This is a genomic window from Streptomyces sp. NPDC041124 (assembly GCF_055592385.1).
In genome coordinates this window covers 130,567-146,592 of sequence record NZ_JBVIYR010000008.1, presented here as the reverse complement: position 1 = coordinate 146,592, position 16,026 = coordinate 130,567, and the positions used below count along the sequence as shown (strand labels likewise).

10 protein-coding genes and 1 pseudogene are annotated in these 16,026 nt (G+C 70.2%); 3 read left to right on the top strand and 8 right to left on the bottom strand.

The annotated features are described in order from the left end of the window. Positions 1–36: 36 nt before the first annotated feature. On the bottom strand, positions 37–1,803 hold the full coding sequence (gene arc, locus ACZ6A9_RS22525; protein ID WP_468988016.1) for a proteasome ATPase: 1,767 nt from the start codon (positions 1,801–1,803) through the stop codon (positions 37–39). 245 nt (positions 1,804–2,048) lie between these two features. On the opposite strand from arc, the gene ACZ6A9_RS22520 reads away from it, so the two are divergent. After that, entirely contained in the window at positions 2,049–2,354 is a 306-nt protein-coding gene (locus tag ACZ6A9_RS22520; protein ID WP_468988015.1) for a ferredoxin, read from the top strand. Between the two features lie 130 nt (positions 2,355–2,484). On the opposite strand, the gene ACZ6A9_RS22515 is transcribed toward ACZ6A9_RS22520, so the two are convergent. From ACZ6A9_RS22515 to ACZ6A9_RS22505, 3 genes are all read right to left on the bottom strand, one after another. After that, on the bottom strand, positions 2,485–3,060 hold the full coding sequence (locus ACZ6A9_RS22515; RefSeq protein WP_468988013.1) for a hypothetical protein: 576 nt from the start codon (positions 3,058–3,060) through the stop codon (positions 2,485–2,487). A 229-nt stretch (positions 3,061–3,289) separates the two neighbouring features. Next, positions 3,290–4,192, bottom strand: coding sequence for a tRNA (adenine-N1)-methyltransferase (locus ACZ6A9_RS22510; RefSeq protein WP_228967665.1), 903 nt, complete (start codon positions 4,190–4,192; stop codon positions 3,290–3,292). Positions 4,193–4,293: 101 nt separating this feature from the next. After that, positions 4,294–5,916, bottom strand: a complete 1,623-nt coding sequence (locus tag ACZ6A9_RS22505; RefSeq protein WP_468988011.1) for a site-2 protease family protein — start codon at positions 5,914–5,916, stop codon at positions 4,294–4,296. Between the two features lie 164 nt (positions 5,917–6,080). Between ACZ6A9_RS22505 and ACZ6A9_RS22500 the strand changes: the two are divergent. Together ACZ6A9_RS22500 and ACZ6A9_RS22495 are read left to right on the top strand one after the other, a co-directional pair. Further along, positions 6,081–7,023 (top strand): annotated as a pseudogene (locus ACZ6A9_RS22500) (RecB family exonuclease). Between the two features lie 14 nt (positions 7,024–7,037). Next, entirely contained in the window at positions 7,038–7,709 is a 672-nt protein-coding gene (locus ACZ6A9_RS22495) for a response regulator (protein ID WP_189560445.1), read from the top strand. Positions 7,710–7,783: 74 nt separating this feature from the next. Here ACZ6A9_RS22495 and ACZ6A9_RS22490 read toward each other — a convergent pair whose 3' ends face one another. The 4 genes from ACZ6A9_RS22490 to metH all read right to left on the bottom strand — a co-directional run bounded on the left by ACZ6A9_RS22490 (position 7,784) and on the right by metH (position 15,818). Next, positions 7,784–9,370 (bottom strand): ABC transporter substrate-binding protein, encoded by a 1,587-nt coding sequence (locus ACZ6A9_RS22490; RefSeq protein WP_468988010.1) that lies wholly within the window; start codon positions 9,368–9,370, stop codon positions 7,784–7,786. A 63-nt stretch (positions 9,371–9,433) separates the two neighbouring features. Beyond that, positions 9,434–11,041, bottom strand: a complete 1,608-nt coding sequence (locus ACZ6A9_RS22485) for an ABC transporter substrate-binding protein (RefSeq protein ID WP_468988009.1) — start codon at positions 11,039–11,041, stop codon at positions 9,434–9,436. 445 nt (positions 11,042–11,486) lie between these two features. Then, positions 11,487–12,188: an HAD family hydrolase gene (locus tag ACZ6A9_RS22480; RefSeq protein ID WP_468988008.1), complete on the bottom strand. Its 702-nt coding sequence runs from the start codon at positions 12,186–12,188 to the stop codon at positions 11,487–11,489. Positions 12,189–12,305: 117 nt separating this feature from the next. Continuing rightward, positions 12,306–15,818 (bottom strand): methionine synthase, encoded by a 3,513-nt coding sequence (gene metH, locus ACZ6A9_RS22475; protein ID WP_468988007.1) that lies wholly within the window; start codon positions 15,816–15,818, stop codon positions 12,306–12,308. Between the last annotated feature and the right edge of the window lie 208 nt (positions 15,819–16,026).

Genomic DNA, 16,026 nt, shown 5'->3' with positions numbered 1-16,026 from the left:
GGTACCCGCAGAGGGCACCCGCAGCCGCCCTGGCTTTTACAGGTACTGGCCTGTGTTCGCCACGGTGTCGATGGAGCGTCCGGTGTCCGCGCCCTGCTTTCCGGTGATGAGCGTACGGATGTACACGATCCGTTCGCCCTTCTTTCCGGAGATGCGGGCCCAGTCGTCCGGGTTGGTGGTGTTGGGCAGGTCCTCGTTCTCCTTGAACTCGTCCACGCACGCCTGGAGCAGGTGGGAGACGCGGAGGCCCTTCTGGTTCTTTTCCAGGAAGTCCTTGATCGCCATCTTCTTGGCGCGGCCGACGATGTTCTCGATCATGGCGCCTGAATTGAAGTCCTTGAAGTAGAGGACTTCCTTGTCGCCGTTGGCGTAGGTGACTTCCAGGAAGCGGTTTTCCTCGGATTCGGTGTACATGTGTTCCACGGCGGTCTGGATCATGCTCTGGACCGTCATGGACTTGTCGCCGCCGTGCTCGGTGAGGTCGTCACCGTGCAGCGGGAGGCGTTCCGTGAGGTACTTGCCGAAGATGTCCTTGGCCGCCTCGGCGTCCGGCCGCTCGATCTTGATCTTCACGTCCAGCCGGCCGGGCCGCAGGATGGCGGGGTCGATCATGTCCTCGCGGTTGGAGGCGCCGATCACGACCACGTTCTGCAGGCCCTCCACACCGTCGATCTCGGCGAGCAGCTGCGGGACGATGGTGTTCTCCACGTCCGAGCTGACACCGGAGCCGCGGGTGCGGAAGAGGGACTCCATCTCGTCGAAGAAGACGATGACGGGGGTGCCCTCGCTGGCCTTCTCACGGGCCCGCTGGAAGACCAGGCGGATCTGCCGCTCGGTCTCACCGACGTACTTGTTCAGCAGCTCGGGGCCCTTGATGTTGAGGAAGAAGCTCTTGCCGGCGGCCTGACCGGTGACCTCGGCGACCTTCTTGGCCAGCGAGTTGGCGACGGCCTTGGCGATGAGCGTCTTGCCGCATCCGGGGGGTCCGTACAGCAGCACGCCCTTGGGCGGCCGCAGCTCGTGCTCCTTGAACAGGTCGGGGTAGAGGTACGGCAGCTCGACCGCGTCGCGGATGGCCTCGATCTGGCCTCCGAGGCCGCCGATCTGCTCGTAGCCGATGTCGGGGACTTCCTCGAGGACGAGTTCCTCGACCTCGCTCTTGGGAACGACCTCGTAGACGTAACCCGAGCGGGGCTCCAGGAGCAGGGCGTCGCCGGGGCGGATGGTGACGTCCAGCAGCGGCTCGGCGAGCCGCACCACCCGCTCCTCGTCGGTGTGCCCGACCACCAGGGCCCGCTCGCCGTCCTCGAGGATCTCCTTGAGGGTGACGATGTCGCCGACGCGCTCGTAGGTCATGGCCTCGACCACGTTGAGCGCTTCGTTGAGCATCACTTCCTGGCCGCGCCGGAGCTCCTCGAGCTCGACGCTGGGGCTGACGTTCACCCGCAGCTTGCGGCCGCCGGTGAAGATGTCGGCCGTGCCGTCCTCGTTCGCCGTGAGGAACACGCCGAATCCGGCCGGGGGCTGTGCGAGCCGGTCGACCTCCTCCTTGAGGGCCACGATCTGGTCGCGGGCCTCACGGAGCGTGCCCGCGAGTCGTTCGTTCTGGGCGGACACGCCGGCCAGGTTGGTCTGCAGCTCGACGATCCGCTCTTCGAGAATCCTCGTGTGTCGCGGAGAGTCGGCGAGCTTACGTCGCAGGACGGCGATCTCCTGCTCAAGGTAGGCGATCTGCCCGGCCGGGTCGTCGGACCCGCGTCCCGGGCGGATGCCGCGGTTCATGTCGTCGTCGTGGGCTGCCACGGTCCTCACCTCCTCCAAGGGGAGCTGGACGCTTCCAGACCCTACCTGGGCGGGTGTCGATTGAAACCCCTAGATCACAAAGACGGTCGGGGTGTGTCCGATCTTCACCCTTGCGCTCTCCCTCACGCCAGGGGAATACCCACCGAAGATGATTGGAACCCAGGCGAAGGTAGGGTCGAAGTGTTCAACACCCGTCAGAGCTGGCCGGATTCCCGTTCGGTTCGACGCTGGAAACGGCAGGAGAGATGAGCGTGCAGCAGGAGGCCGGAGTCGTCGGGGAGGCCCTGGAGGTCTGGATCGACCAGGACCTGTGTACCGGCGACGGCATCTGCGCCCAGTACGCGCCCGAGGTGTTCGAGCTGGACATCGACGGCCTGGCCTACGTGAAGAGTCCGCAGGACGAGCTGCTGCAGGACAAGGGCGCGACAACGCCCGTTCCGCTGCCGCTTCTCACCGATGTGATCGACTCCGCGAAGGAGTGTCCGGGCGAGTGCATCCACGTGCGGCGGGTTTCGGACAGGACCGAGGTGTACGGGCCGGACGCCGGGTGACGGCCGCGGCACGGCCCGTCATGGCTGCCTGGTTCCTCACGCCGTCCTCGTACCGGTGTCCGCACACCGGCCCTCTGACAGCGGCCTCCTCACTCCGGCGTGCGCGCCGCACCGCACGCCCGCGCGCGGGTCACACGCTCTTGGCGGTGGCAGGAGCGGACCGTACGAACGTGCCGTCCTCCCACCGCCACTTCACGCTCTCGCGCACATCCGGGCAGCAACTGGGCACGTCGGCGGACGAGTAGCCGAGCAGCGCGGCACGGACCTCGCCGTCCCGTACGGCGAAGTCGTCGACGCTGGTGCGGTCCCCGGGGTCGACGAGGGTGGCGACCACGCGCGGTTCGGCGCCGGCGGCCCGGGTGACGACGTAGACGCCGTCGGGCGGGGTGCCCATCGGGGCGTCACAGCGCACCACGGCCACGGTCTCCGGGTGTCCGTCGCCGTCGAGGTCGCCGGACGCCTTCTTCCTGACCACCGGCTGCACCGGCCCGCACTCGAGGGGGAACTCGACGTCGGCCGGGTCGGGCGGGGCGGTCTGCGCCGTGGCGCCCTTGGTCTGCGGCCCGGGTGTCGGGGCCGCGGTGGCGGCGTCGGGGCCCAGGACCGAGGACAGGGCCACCACTCCGGCGAGGGCCGTGGCGGTGGCGACCCAGTGGATCGGGCGGGCGTGCGTGTGGGCGAGCTCCGGGACGGCGGAAGACTGCACGAGGAGTGTCTCCTGTGAGGGCTGTGCCGGTGGGGTGGCCAGCATCGTGCCACACGTCACAGGACGGAGGGAACGGCGGGGTGTGTGCGGTGCCGGTACGGGGGAACCGGAGCGGGTCGCCCCCTCGCCGTGGTGTCACCCTGTCAACGCGAGAGCGCCGTGGCGCAGTTCCCGGATGCTTGCGGGAACTGCGCCACGGCGCCCGTGTGTTGCGGACCGGCGAGCCGGGTCAGCGTGCGGTGCCTCCGTCGGCGTTGGGGCCGGCGTAGTCCTCGCCGTAGGCACCCTTGGCGGGGCGGCGGCGGCGCATGGGCGGCTCGACACCGTCGGCGAGGCGGCGGGCGGTGAGCAGGAAACCGGTGTGGCCGATCATCCGGTGGTCCGGGCGGACGGCGAGGCCCTCGATGTGCCAGTTGCGGATCATCGTCTCCCAGGCGGTCGGCTCGTTGAAGCAGCCGATCTCGCGGATGGACTCCACGGTCCGGGCGAGCTGGGTGGTGGTGGCGACGTAGCAGCACAGGATGCCGCCGGGCACGAGCGCCTTGGAGACGGCCTCCAGGCACTCCCAGGGGGCGAGCATGTCGAGGATGACGCGGTCGACGTCGGCGTCGGACAGATTGTCCTGGAGGTCGCCCACGGTGAGCTGCCAGGCGGGGTGCGGGCCGCCGAAGTAGCGCTCGACGTTCTGCCGGGCGATGTCGGCGAAGTCCTCGCGGCGCTCGTAGGAGTGCAGCATGCCCTGGTCGCCGATGGCGCGCAGCAGGAAGCTGCTGAGCGAGCCGGAGCCCACGCCGGCTTCGACGACGCGCGCGCCGGGGAAGATGTCGGCGAAGGCGAGGATCTGCCCCGCGTCCTTCGGGTAGACGACAGCAGCCCCGCGGGGCATGGACAGGACGTAGTCGGGGAGCAGGGGGCGCAGCGCGAGGTAGGCGACGTTCCCGGTGGTGCGGACGACGCTGCCCTCGGGAGCACCGATCAGTTCGTCGTGGGGGAAAGAACCCTTGTGGGTGTGGAAGTTCTTCCCGGCCTCGAGCGTGAACGTGTAGTGGCGGCCCTTGGGGTCGGTCAGCTGAACCTGGTCCCCGACCTTGAAGGGCCCGCGCCTGCGGGCGGCACCGGTCGGTTCGGACATGTGACCACCCTACCGGTTCCCGGCGCTCGTCTCGGACCGGCCGGAGGCGGCGGACGGTGAGGCCGGGTGTGCGCCCTGCGTGGCCGGTCGCCCCCGCCGGTTCAGCTGGGCCGGGCCATCGCCTTGACGAAGGCGCGCTCCACGTCGGCCGCGGACAGGACGCCGTAGATCTCGCCCGTCTCCTCCACCACCAGGTACTCGGAGGCCGGTGCCGCGCGCAGGGCGTCCAGGAGGTCCTCCCCGGCGAGCTCGGCCGAGACGCGCATGCCGTCGGTGAGGTCCTGGGCGAGTCCGCTGACCGCCACCCAGGGGCGGCGGTGTTCCGGTACGCCCACGATGGCGGCCTCGCGGACCAGTGAGACGGGCACGCCGTCGGGGTCGACGACGACCAGGGCGCGGGCGCCGGCGGCGTTGGCGCGGCGCAGGGCCTCGGAGAGGGGGGTGTCGCTCTCGACCGGCACCGCGCGGCGCGTGAGGTTGCGGGCGCGCAGCTCGGGGAGGTGTTCGCGCAGGCGGGCCATGCGCAGGCTGTTGCCGGCGCCGGTCCAGATGATCGCGGCGAGGATGGCGGCGAGCAGGGCGTCCAGCACGGTGTCCATGCCGACGTTGTCGACGGCGTCGGAGCCGAGCACCCCCGACTGGGTGAGCAGCGGAAGGCCGATCAGGACGGAGACGGCGAGGGCGCGGCCGACCCAGGCGGCGGCGACGGTGCCGGTCATGGGTTTGCCGGTGATCGCCCAGACGACGGCCCGCAGCATCCGGCCGCCGTCCAGCGGGAGGCCGGGCAGGAGGTTGAAGACGGCGACGATGAGGTTGGAGATCATCAGGCCGGCCAGCAGGACGCCGGGGACACTGCTCGGGTCCACGGCCAGCAGGGCGAGGTAGAAGACGCCCGACAGCACGAGGGAGAGCAGCGGGCCGACGAAGGCCAGCACGAACTCCCGGCCGGGTGTCTCGGCCTCCTTCTCGATCTCGGAGACGCCGCCGAAGAACTGGAGCTGGATGCGGCGCACCGGCAGTTTGAAGCGGAGGGCGGCGAGGGTGTGGGCGAGCTCGTGGACGAGTACGGAGGCGTAGAAGGCGACGGCGAAGAACAGGGAGACCAGATAGCTGGCGGCCCCCAGCTCGGGGAGGACGCGGTCGATCTGTCCGCCGAAGACCCAGGTGATGAGGATGGCGACGAGGAACCAGCTGGGGGCCACGTAGACGGGCACTCCGAAGGGCCGCCCCATGAGCAGTCCGCCCCGCCGCCGCTCCTCGGGCCGCTGCGGTGCGTTTCCTGGTCCGTCGCCGGAGTGGGCGAACGGCCGGTCGGCGTGCTTCTGCGTGGAGGGGCCGCCGTGACGGTCACCGGGCTCCGGCACACCGGCTGACCGGCTGTCGGCCGGCGAGTCGTGGCGCCCCGCTCCTGCCGTCGGTCGCTCCTCGCGGGCCCCGGTCACAGCGGGCGGGGTCCGGGGCCGGGTCCCGGTCTCCTCCCGGTCCTCGCCGGGCGCGGGGGGGCCGGTGGGGCTCGGCTCGCGTGCGTCGCCGGGCTTCGCCGGGGCGTCACCGGGCGCTGCGGGGGGTGAGGAGGGTCCGTGGGCGCGATCGCCGGCGGGGGGTGCGGGGCGATCGCCGGGGTCGGGGAGGGCGTCGTCGGTCGCCGGGGCCTCGTGCCCCGTGTGGTCGGCCGACTCGTCGTTGCCCGGCCGCGGCTGCCCGCGCCCGCCGCTTACATCCACCGGTGTCCCCTCGTTCGCTGCGTTTCCCGCGCCTGCCGGACGGGAGGTCTCCCGTCGATGGTATGCGGCGATCGCCGCCCGTTCGGCACGCACCCTTTTCCCTACCCCCTCCTTCCCCTTCCGTCACGTCACGCTGTCGGTGCCGGGCCGTAAGGTCTGTGGGCATGGAGACGAGCACCGAGGGCACGGCGCGGCCCGACAGCAGCGCGGCCGCGGCGGAGACGGCCGCGGCGGGCGGTCCGTCCGCATCCCCGCCCGCCTCGCTGTCCCCCTCGCGTGCGAGCGACTTCATGCGGTGCCCCCTGCTGTACCGGTTCCGGGTGATCGACCGGCTGCCGGAGAAGCCCAGTGAGGCGGCGACCAGGGGCACGCTGGTGCACGCGGTGCTGGAGCGGCTCTTCGACGCCCCGGCGGCCGAGCGCACCGTGCCGCGGGCGAAGGCGCTGGTGCCGGGCCAGTGGGACCGGTTGCGCGAGACGCGCCCGGAGGTCGTGGAGCTGTTCGCCGACGACGCCGAGGGCGAGCGGCTCGCGCGCTGGCTGGCGGAGGCGGAGTCGCTGGTCGAGCGCTGGTTCGCGCTGGAGGACCCGAGCCGGCTGGAGCCCGCCGAGCGGGAGCTGTTCGTGGAGGCGGAGCTGGAGTCGGGGCTGCGGCTGCGCGGCATCATCGACCGGGTGGACGTGGCGCCCACCGGGGAGGTGCGCATCGTCGACTACAAGACGGGCAAGGCGCCCCGCCCGGAGTACGCGGAGGACGCGCTGTTCCAGATGAAGTTCTACGCGCTGGTGGTGTGGCGGCTCAAGCGGGTGATCCCGCGCCGGCTCCAGCTCGTGTACCTGGGCAGCGGTGACGTGCTGACGTACGACCCGGTCCTCGCCGATCTGGAGCGGGTGGAGCGCAAGCTGCTGGCGCTGTGGGACGCGATCCGGCTGGCGACCGAGACGGGGGACTGGCGTCCGCGGCCGACGAAGCTGTGCGGCTGGTGCGACCACCGGGCGCACTGCCCGGAGTTCGGCGGCACTCCCCCGCCGTACCCCCTCCCGGTCCCTCCCGTCGAGGGCGGCTGAGCCGGGCGGGGGCCGTCAGGGCAGAATGGGGCCGGACTAGCGAAGGAGACTTACGTGGCCATCCGCGTCCTACTGGTCGACGACCAGCCCCTGCTGCGCACCGGGTTCCGGATGATTCTGGAGGCCGAGCAGGACCTCGCGGTCGTCGGCGAGGCCGGAGACGGCCTCCAGGCCCTGGACCAGGTGCGGGCGCTGCAGCCCGACGTGGTGCTGATGGACATCCGTATGCCGCGGATGGACGGGGTCGAGGCGACCCGGCAGATCACCGGGCCCGAGCGGGACGGGCCGGCGAAGGTGCTGGTGCTGACGACGTTCGATCTCGACGAGTACGTGGTGGAGGCGCTGAAGGCGGGCGCCAGCGGCTTCCTGCTGAAGGACGCCCCGGCCAACGAGCTGGTGCAGGCGATCCGCGTGGTGGCCGCCGGGGAGGCGATGCTCGCGCCGAGCATCACGCGCCGGCTGCTGGACAAGTACGCCACGCATCTGCCGTCCGGCGACGAGCCCGTGCCGGACACGCTGCACACGCTGACGGACCGTGAGGTCGAGGTGCTGAAGCTGGTGGCACGCGGGCTGTCCAACGCGGAGATCGCCGCCGACCTGTTCGTCAGCGAGACCACCGTCAAGACGCACGTGGGGCACGTGCTGACCAAGCTGGGCCTGCGCGACCGGGTGCAGGCGGCGGTGTACGCCTACGAGAGCGGGCTGGTGCGCCCCGGCGCGCAGTAGCGCGGCGGCCCGTGACACGGCGAGGGCGCCCTCCCCCGACGCGGGGAGGGCGCCCTCGGCGCGTCGGTACGGCGTCAGCTCTTGGTCAGTTCCCAGAACCTGAAGACGGTCGAGGCGTCGAGGCAGTACTCCAGGCCGTACACACCGTCCTGGACGACCGCGTACTGCTTGGCCTGCCAGACGGGGAGGACGGGGACGTCCTCGGCGACGATGTCCTGGATCCGCCCGAAGTCCTTGTCGGTGGCACCGCGGTCGCTCTGGGCGGCCGTGCGCGGCAGGAGCGACTCGGTGATCGTGGGGTTGTCGTAGTTGTTGTCCAGTACGTTGCCCTCACCGAAGAAGGGCCCGGTGAAGTTGTCGGCGTCCGGGTAGTCGGGCACCCAGCCCTTGACGTACACGCCGTACTTTCCGGCCGCGATGTCCTTCTCGTACTGGGCGAAGGGGACGGACCTGACGTCGGCGTCGAAGAGTCCGCTGGCGTTGAGCTGCCCCGCGAGGGTCTTCAGTTCCTGGTCGGTGGCCGGGCCGTAGCGGGACGGGGTGGACCACAGGGTCAGCTTCACCTTGCCGCTGACGCCCTCCTCCGCCAGCGCCTCGGCGGCCTTGGCCTTCGAGGGACGGGCGCCGTAGGTGTCGAAGAAGGCCGTGTTGTGGCCGGCGACACCGGCCGGGACGATCGAGTACAGCGGGGTGGCGGTGCCCTCGTAGACCTCGTGGATGAGCGCCTCACGGTCGATCAGGTGGGCGATGGCCTTGCGCACGCCGAGCTTTCCGGCGACCGGGTCGTCCATGTTGAAGACCAGGTGCTGGACCTCGGCGCTGCTGCCCTCGACGACCTGGATGCCGCCGGAGCCGCCGCGGTCGGCCTCCTCGACGTCGGTGATGGCCGCGGCGGTGAGGCCGCGGTAGGCGACGTCGACGTCGGCGTTCTCCAGGGCCTTCTTCAGGGCGTTCTGGTCGCCGTGGAAGAACTCCAGCGTCACGCCCGTGTTCCGGGGGACGGCGGTGCCGTCGTAGTGCTCGTTGACGGAGAACACGGCCCGGTCGTTCTCGTACGAGTCCAGCTTGTACGGGCCGGAGCCGACCGCTTCGCCGTCCTCGCGCAGGCCCTCGGCGCCGTAGGAGCGGTGGTCGACGATGGAGCCGGCTCCGGAGGCGATCTTGCTGGGGAAGGCGGCGTCGGCCGTGTTGAGCTGGAAGACGACCGTCTTGTCGTCGGGGGTGCGGACCTCTTCGAGCGTGGAGAACATGACCGCGGGGCCGTCGGCGTCGTTGATCTTCAGCATGCGGTCGAAGGAGAACTTCACGTCCTTCGAGGTGAGCGGCTCGCCGTTGCTGAACTTCAGGCCGTCCCGCAGGGTGCAGGTGTACGTCCTGGTCGAGGTGTCCGAGAAGCCGCAGCTCTCCGCGGCGTCCGGCTGCGGCTCGGTGGCTCCCTTGGGGAAGCTGAGCAGCGACTGGAAGACGTTGTTGAACAGCAGCCAGGAACCGGGGTCGTAGCCGGAGGCCGGGTCGGTGGCCAGGACGTCGTCGGACATCCCCACCACGATGCCGGACCCGCCGGACGCGCCGCCGCCGTTCTCGGTGCCGCAGCCGGTCAACAGGCCGGAGGCCAGCCCCGCCACGATGGGCAGGACCGGCCACTGGTTGCGCAGATTCACGTGTTTCGCCTTGTCGTTCTCCAGCCCGGGCCGTGTCGGCGGCCCGGGCCCCGTGCTGGTCCGTCAGCCGCTTGCGCCGCGTCCGAGCTCCCACAGCTGGAGAGTCGAGGACGAGTTGAGGGCGTAGGCGGTGCCGGTGATGCCGTCGCGTGTGGCGATGTACTGCTTGCCCTGCCACAGCGGGAGCACCGGGACGTCGTCGGCGACGATGTCCTGGATCTCCGTGAAGGTGTTGGCGGCGGTCAGCCGGTCGGCCTGGCGACGCGACTCCGGGATCAGGTCCTTGCGGATCTCGGGGTTGGCGTAGGGCGAGTTGAGGAAGTTGTCCGCGTCGAGGAAGGGCGAGATGAAGGCGTCGGCGTCCGGGTAGTCGGGGAACCAGCCCATGCCGTAGACGTCGTACTTGCCCTTGCGTCCACTGGGGCTGAACTCCTTCCAGGGGACGCCCTTGATGTCGGTCGTGAACAGTCCGCTGTCGTTGAGCTGCTTGCTCAGCTGCTCGAACTCGCCCTTGGTCGCGGGACCGTAGTGGTCGGTGGTGTAGTGCAGCGTCAGCTTCACCGGCGTGGTCACGCCGGCATCCTTGAGCAGCTCGCGGGCCTTGGCGACGTTGGGGTCGCCGTACTTGTTGAAGAAGGCGTTGTTGTGGCCGGTGACACCGGCGGGGACCAGCGAGAACAGCGGCTCGGCCTGGGTGCCGTACACGTTGCCGACGAGCGCGCCGCGGTCGACGACCTGGGCCATCGCCTGGCGGACGGCCTTGTCCTCGACGGTCTCGGCCTTGGTGTTGAAGGCCAGGTAGCGGATCTCCAGACCCGGCGACTCGACCAGTTCGATGGCGCTGTCGGTGCCGGCGGCGAGCTTCTGGATCTGCTCCGGTGACATGCTGCGGGTCATGACCTGGATGTCGCCCTTGTCCAGCGCCTCACCCATGGCCTCGGAGCTCTCGTAGGAGACCAGCTCGACCTTGTCGTTGTTCACCTTCAGTGCGCCCTTGTAGGACGAGTTCTTGGTGAAGACGGCCCGGACGATCCCGTTGTCCTCGACCTCGGCGTCGAGGGTGTACGGCCCGGAACCGCTGATCTCGAAGCCCTCGCGCAGCTTGTTCTTCTCGTAGTCGTCCGGGTTGATGATGCCCGCGACCGGAGTGGACAGCTTGTACGGGAAGGTGGCGTCTGCGGCCTTGAGGTGGAAGATGACCTCCTGGTCGCCCTGCGTCTCCACGGTGTCGATGGTGGAGAGCAGTGCGAACACACCGCTGTCGTGCTTGATGGCGAGGGCGCGGTCGATGGAGTACTTCACGTCGGCCGCGGTGACCGCGTCGCCGTTGGAGAACTTCAGGCCCTCGCGCAGCTTGCAGCTGTACCGCTCGTTGCCCGCGTCGGTGAACCCGCACGACTCGGCGGCGTCGGGCACGGGCTCGCCGTCACCGCGGGGCTGGACCATGAGGGTCTGCACGGTCTGCCGCAGGATGTTCCAGGTGCCGACGTCGTAGGCCATGGCCGGGTCGAGGGGCGCGTTGCCGTCCTCCTCGGATGCCGTGAACCGGTCCGTGGTGCCCACGACGATCCCATCGCCGCCACCGCTCCCGCCGTCGGTGTCGCCGCAAGCGGCCAGCACCGGGGCGAGCAGGCCCATCGCGGCCGCCAGCACCAAAGTCTTGCGGTTCATGCTCGAGTTTCTCCAGGACTGTCGACTCCGTGTATCCGGCACGCAAGGTTGTCGCGGCGGATCACGAGGATGGGGGCGAGGTTCTCGCGACGACATTAGTCCGCGCCCGCAGGAGGGCTCGCGGCGCCCGGAGTTGGGCGCTCATCACGCAGTGGAACCGGGTGTGAACGGATCGGAGAAGGTGACAGGGGAATGAACCAGTGCGACTTCTCACCAATCGGGACACAAGGGCGCTCCCGTGACGTCCGAAATCGGACGGACGGCACACCCGGACATCGTTGTCGACCCCCTTTCGTGTGGCGAACCTCACATGTGAAAGGGGGTCGACGGGGCCGGAATTCGACCGCCGGCAACCGGATCGAATTCCTTTCGGGACAACGTCCCCACGCCGGGAGGCGGGTGGTCTCAATTCTGTTTCCGGCACCGCCGCACGCTGCGTGAACGCCTAGCCCATGTGCGTCATCAAACCGTGCAGAAATGTCAGGTCCACGACTTCCAGGGTGGGGACAACCGTCCGCCGGGCGGCCGGCGTGATGGGTCCCACCGAGGGCACCGCGACGACCTGGCAGCCCGCCGCCTCGGCGGCCGTGACCCCGGTGACGGTGTCCTCGACGACGGCGCACCGCACGGGGTCGGCCCCGAGCCCGGCCGCGGCGGCGAGGTACGGGTCCGGGTGCGGTTTGGTGCGCGGCACCTCGTCACCGGCGACGGACAGCGCGAAGTGCCGCGCCCCCAGCGTCGTCAGCACCCGGTCGATGATCCGCCGGTGGGAGGCGGAGACGAGCGCCGTGGGGATCTCGTACTCGGACAGTTCGGCGAGCAGTCGCGCGGCGCCCGGCATCAGCGGCAGCCCGCCGTCGAGGCGCTCCTCGAAGCCGTCGTTGAGCAGCACCGTGAGTTCGGCGAGGGGGATGTCGGCACCGGTCGCCTCGATGAGGAACCCCGCGCTGCGGGTCATGGGGCCGCCGACCACCACGTGGCGCCAGGCGTCGTCGAGGGTGTGGCCGAGGGAGGCGAAGACCTCCTTCTCGACGTCCCACCAGAAGCCCTCGGTGTCGACGAGCGTGCCGTCCATGTCGAGGAGCACGGCCTGGAGGGCCGAGCCCTCCGCCGTGAGAGTTCCGAGCGCGGGGACCGTACTGGTCATCCACATACCTCCTTGAGGGACGATCAGGCCGGTTCCCACGAGGGGAACCGGCCTGCGGTGGACCGACCAGTGTACGTCGTCGGGGCCCGGAATGCCTGATGTGCCGTGTGCGGCGCCTCAGCGGGCGTTGAAGTACTTGGCTTCGGGGTGGTGGATCACGATGGCGTCCGTGGACTGTTCGGGGTGCAGCTGGAACTCCTCGGAGAGCTGGACGCCGATGCGCTCCGGCTCGAGCAGCGCGGCGATCTTGGCGCGGTCCTCCAGGTCCGGGCAGGCGCCGTAGCCGAGGGAGAAGCGGGCGCCCCGGTACTTCAGGGCGAACATGTCCTCCATGGCGGCCGGGTCCTCGCCCGCGAAGCCGAGCTCGGAGCGCACCCGCGCGTGCCAGTACTCGGCGAGCGCCTCGGCCAGCTGCACGGACAGTCCGTGCAGCTCGAGGTAGTCGCGGTAGGCGTCGGCCGCGAACATCCGCGCGGTCTCCTCGCCGATGCGGGAGCCGACGGTGACGACCTGGAAGCCCACGACGTCCCTGTCGCCGGACTCCTCCGGGCGGAAGAAGTCCGCCAGGCACAGCCGGCGGCCTCGGCGCTGGCGCGGGAAGGTGAAGCGGGTGCGCTCGTTGCCCTGCTCGTCCAGGACGATCAGGTCGTCGTCCTTGGAGACGCACGGGAAGTAGCCGTAGACCACGGCCGCCTCCAGCAGGTTGTCCGTCTGGAGCCGGTCCAGCAGCCCGCGCAGCCTCGGCCGGCCCTCGGTCTCCACGAGCTCCTCGTACGTGGGCCCGTCGCCGGTGCGGGCCTGCTTCAGACCCCACTGGCCCTTGAACAGGGCGCCCTCGTCGAGCCAGCTGGCGTACTCCTTGAGCTGGATGCCCTTGATCACGCGGGTGCCCCAGAAGGGCGGGGCGGGGACCGGGTTGTCGGTGGCGACGTCGGAGCGGACGTTCCCCTCCTCGGGCCGCTCCTCGACCTCCACGGTGGCCGCGCGGACCCGGCGCTGCCTGAGCTCGGGCAGCTGGGCGCCGGGAACGCCGCGCTTGATGCCGATGAGGGCGTCCATCAGACGCAGCCCCTCGAAGGCGTCGCGGGCGTAGCGGACCTCGCCCTCGTAGATCTCGTGCAGGTCCTGTTCGACGTAGGCGCGGGTGAGGGCGGCGCCGCCGAGGATGACCGGGTAGTCGGCCGCGAGCCCGCGCTGGTTGAGCTCCTCGAGGTTCTCCTTCATGATCACGGTCGACTTGACCAGGAGGCCGGACATGCCGATGACGTCGGCCTTGTGCTGGTCGGCGGCGTCCAGGATCGCGGAGACGGGCTGCTTGATGCCCAGGTTGACCACGTTGTAGCCGTTGTTCGACAGGATGATGTCGACGAGGTTCTTGCCGATGTCGTGCACGTCGCCGCGGACGGTGGCCAGCACGATGGTGCCCTTGCCGGCCTCGTCGGTCTTCTCCATGTGCGGTTCGAGGTGTGCCACCGCGTTCTTCATCACCTCGGCGGACTGGAGCACGAAGGGCAGCTGCATCTGGCCGGAGCCGAACAGCTCACCGACCGTCTTCATACCGTCCAGCAGGGTGTCGTTGACGATGTCCAGCGCCCTGCGGGTCCCCAGGGCCTCGTCGAGGTCGGTCTCGAGACCGTTGCGCTCGCCGTCGATGATGCGGCGCTTGAGGCGCTCCTCCAGCGGCAGCGCGGCCAGCTCCTCGGCCTTGCCCGCCTTGAGCGACTTGGCGGTGGCGCCCTCGAACAGCTGCATGAGCTTCTGCAGCGGGTCGTAGCCCTCGCGGCGCCGGTCGTGGATGAGGTCGAGGGCCGTGGTGACCTCCTCCTCGCTGAACCGGGCGATGGGCAGGATCTTCGAGGCGTGCACGATCGCCGAGTCCAGGCCCGCCTTGACGCACTCGTCCAGGAAGACGGAGTTCAGCAGGATGCGGGCGGCCGGGTTCAGTCCGAAGGAGATGTTCGACAGGCCGAGGGTGGTCTGGACCTTCGGGTGGCGTTCCTTCAGCAGGCGGATGCCGTCGATGGTCGCCAGACCGTCCTTGCGGGACTCCTCCTGACCGGTACAGATGGTGAAGGTGAGGCAGTCGACGAGGATGTCCTCCTCGCGGATGCCCCAGTTGCCGGTCAGGTCGTCGATCAGCCGTTCGGCGATCTCCACCTTCTTCTCGGCGGTGCGCGCCTGTCCTTCCTCGTCGATGGTCAGCGCGATCAGGGCGGCTCCGTGCTCGCGCGCCAGCCGCGTCACGCGGGCGAAGCGGGAGTCGGGGCCGTCCCCGTCCTCGTAGTTCACCGAGTTGATCACGGCGCGGCCACCGAGCTTCTCCAGGCCGGCGCGGATGACGTCGACCTCGGTGGAGTCGAGCACGATGGGCAGCGTGGAGGCGGTCGCGAACCGGCCGGCGAGCTCCGCCATGTCGGCCACGCCGTCCCGGCCGACGTAGTCGACGCACAGGTCGAGCAGGTGCGCGCCTTCGCGGATCTGGTCGCGGGCCATCTCCACGCAGTCGTCCCAGCGGCCCTCCAGCATCGCCTCACGGAACTTCTTCGACCCGTTGGCGTTGGTGCGCTCGCCGATCGCCAGGTACGAGGTGTCCTGGCGGAAGGGGACGCTCTGGTAGAGGGAGGCGGCGCCCGGCTCCGGGCGCGGGTCGCGCTCGGCCGGGGCCACGTCGCGCACCCGCTCCACGAGCCGGCGCAGGTGCTCGGGCGTGGTGCCGCAGCAGCCGCCCACCAGGGACAGGCCGTAGTCGCGTACGAAGGTCTCCTGGGCGTCGGCCAGCTCGGCCGGGGCGAGCGGGTAGTGCGCGCCGTCCTTGGTGAGTTCGGGCAGGCCGGCGTTCGGCATGCACGAGAGCGGGACGCGGGAGTGGCGGGCCAGGTACCGCAGGTGCTCGCTCATCTCGGCGGGCCCGGTGGCGCAGTTCAGGCCGATCATGTCGATGCCGAGGGGCTCCAGGGCGGTCAGCGCCGCGCCGATCTCGGAGCCGAGCAGCATGGTGCCCGTCGTCTCGACCGTGACCGACACAATCAGCGGCACCTCGAACCCGGCGGTCTCCATCGCGCGGCGGGCGGCGACGACGGACGCCTTGGTCTGCAGCAGGTCCTGCGTCGTCTCCACCAGCAGGGCGTCCGCACCGCCCGCGAGCAGGCCCTCGGCGTTCTGCTGGTAGGCGTCGCGGATGGCGGCGAACGTGGTGTGGCCGAGGGTGGGCAGCTTGGTGCCCGGGCCCATGGAACCCAGGACCCAGCGGGGCCGTCCGTCGCGCGCGGCGAACTCGTCCGCCGCCTCGCGGGCGATGCGGGCGCCGGCTTCGGAGAGTTCGGTGACGCGTTCGGCGATGTCGTACTCGCCGAGGGCGGTCAGGTTGGCGCCGAAGGTGTTGGTCTCGACGCAGTCGACTCCGACGGCGAAGTACTCCGAATGGACCGAACGGACGATGTCCGGGCGGGTCAGGTTCAGGATCTCGTTGCAGCCCTCGAGGTTCTGGAAGTCCTCGAGAGTGGGGTCCTGGGCCTGGAGCATGGTGCCCATCGCTCCGTCGGCGACCACCACACGGGTGGCGAGTGCCTCTCGGAGCGCGGACGCACGGGTCCGGCTGTCGGCGGAAGGGGTCAGCGGCGACGAGGCCATGAATGGGGCTCCCTCAGGTGCGACGGCTGTCGGCTTTGCGGCTGTCCGGAGAGCTTCATGTCGGCTTCCCGGCAGGGCGCACGCCGTCAGGGTAGCCGGGACCGCGCCCTGATGTTCGGGGAGTCCACGGGGCGGACGATGATGGCCGGAACACGGTGCAGGGGGCGGGAGTCGGGGAACCGATCACGGCCGACCGTTAGCAAGAGGT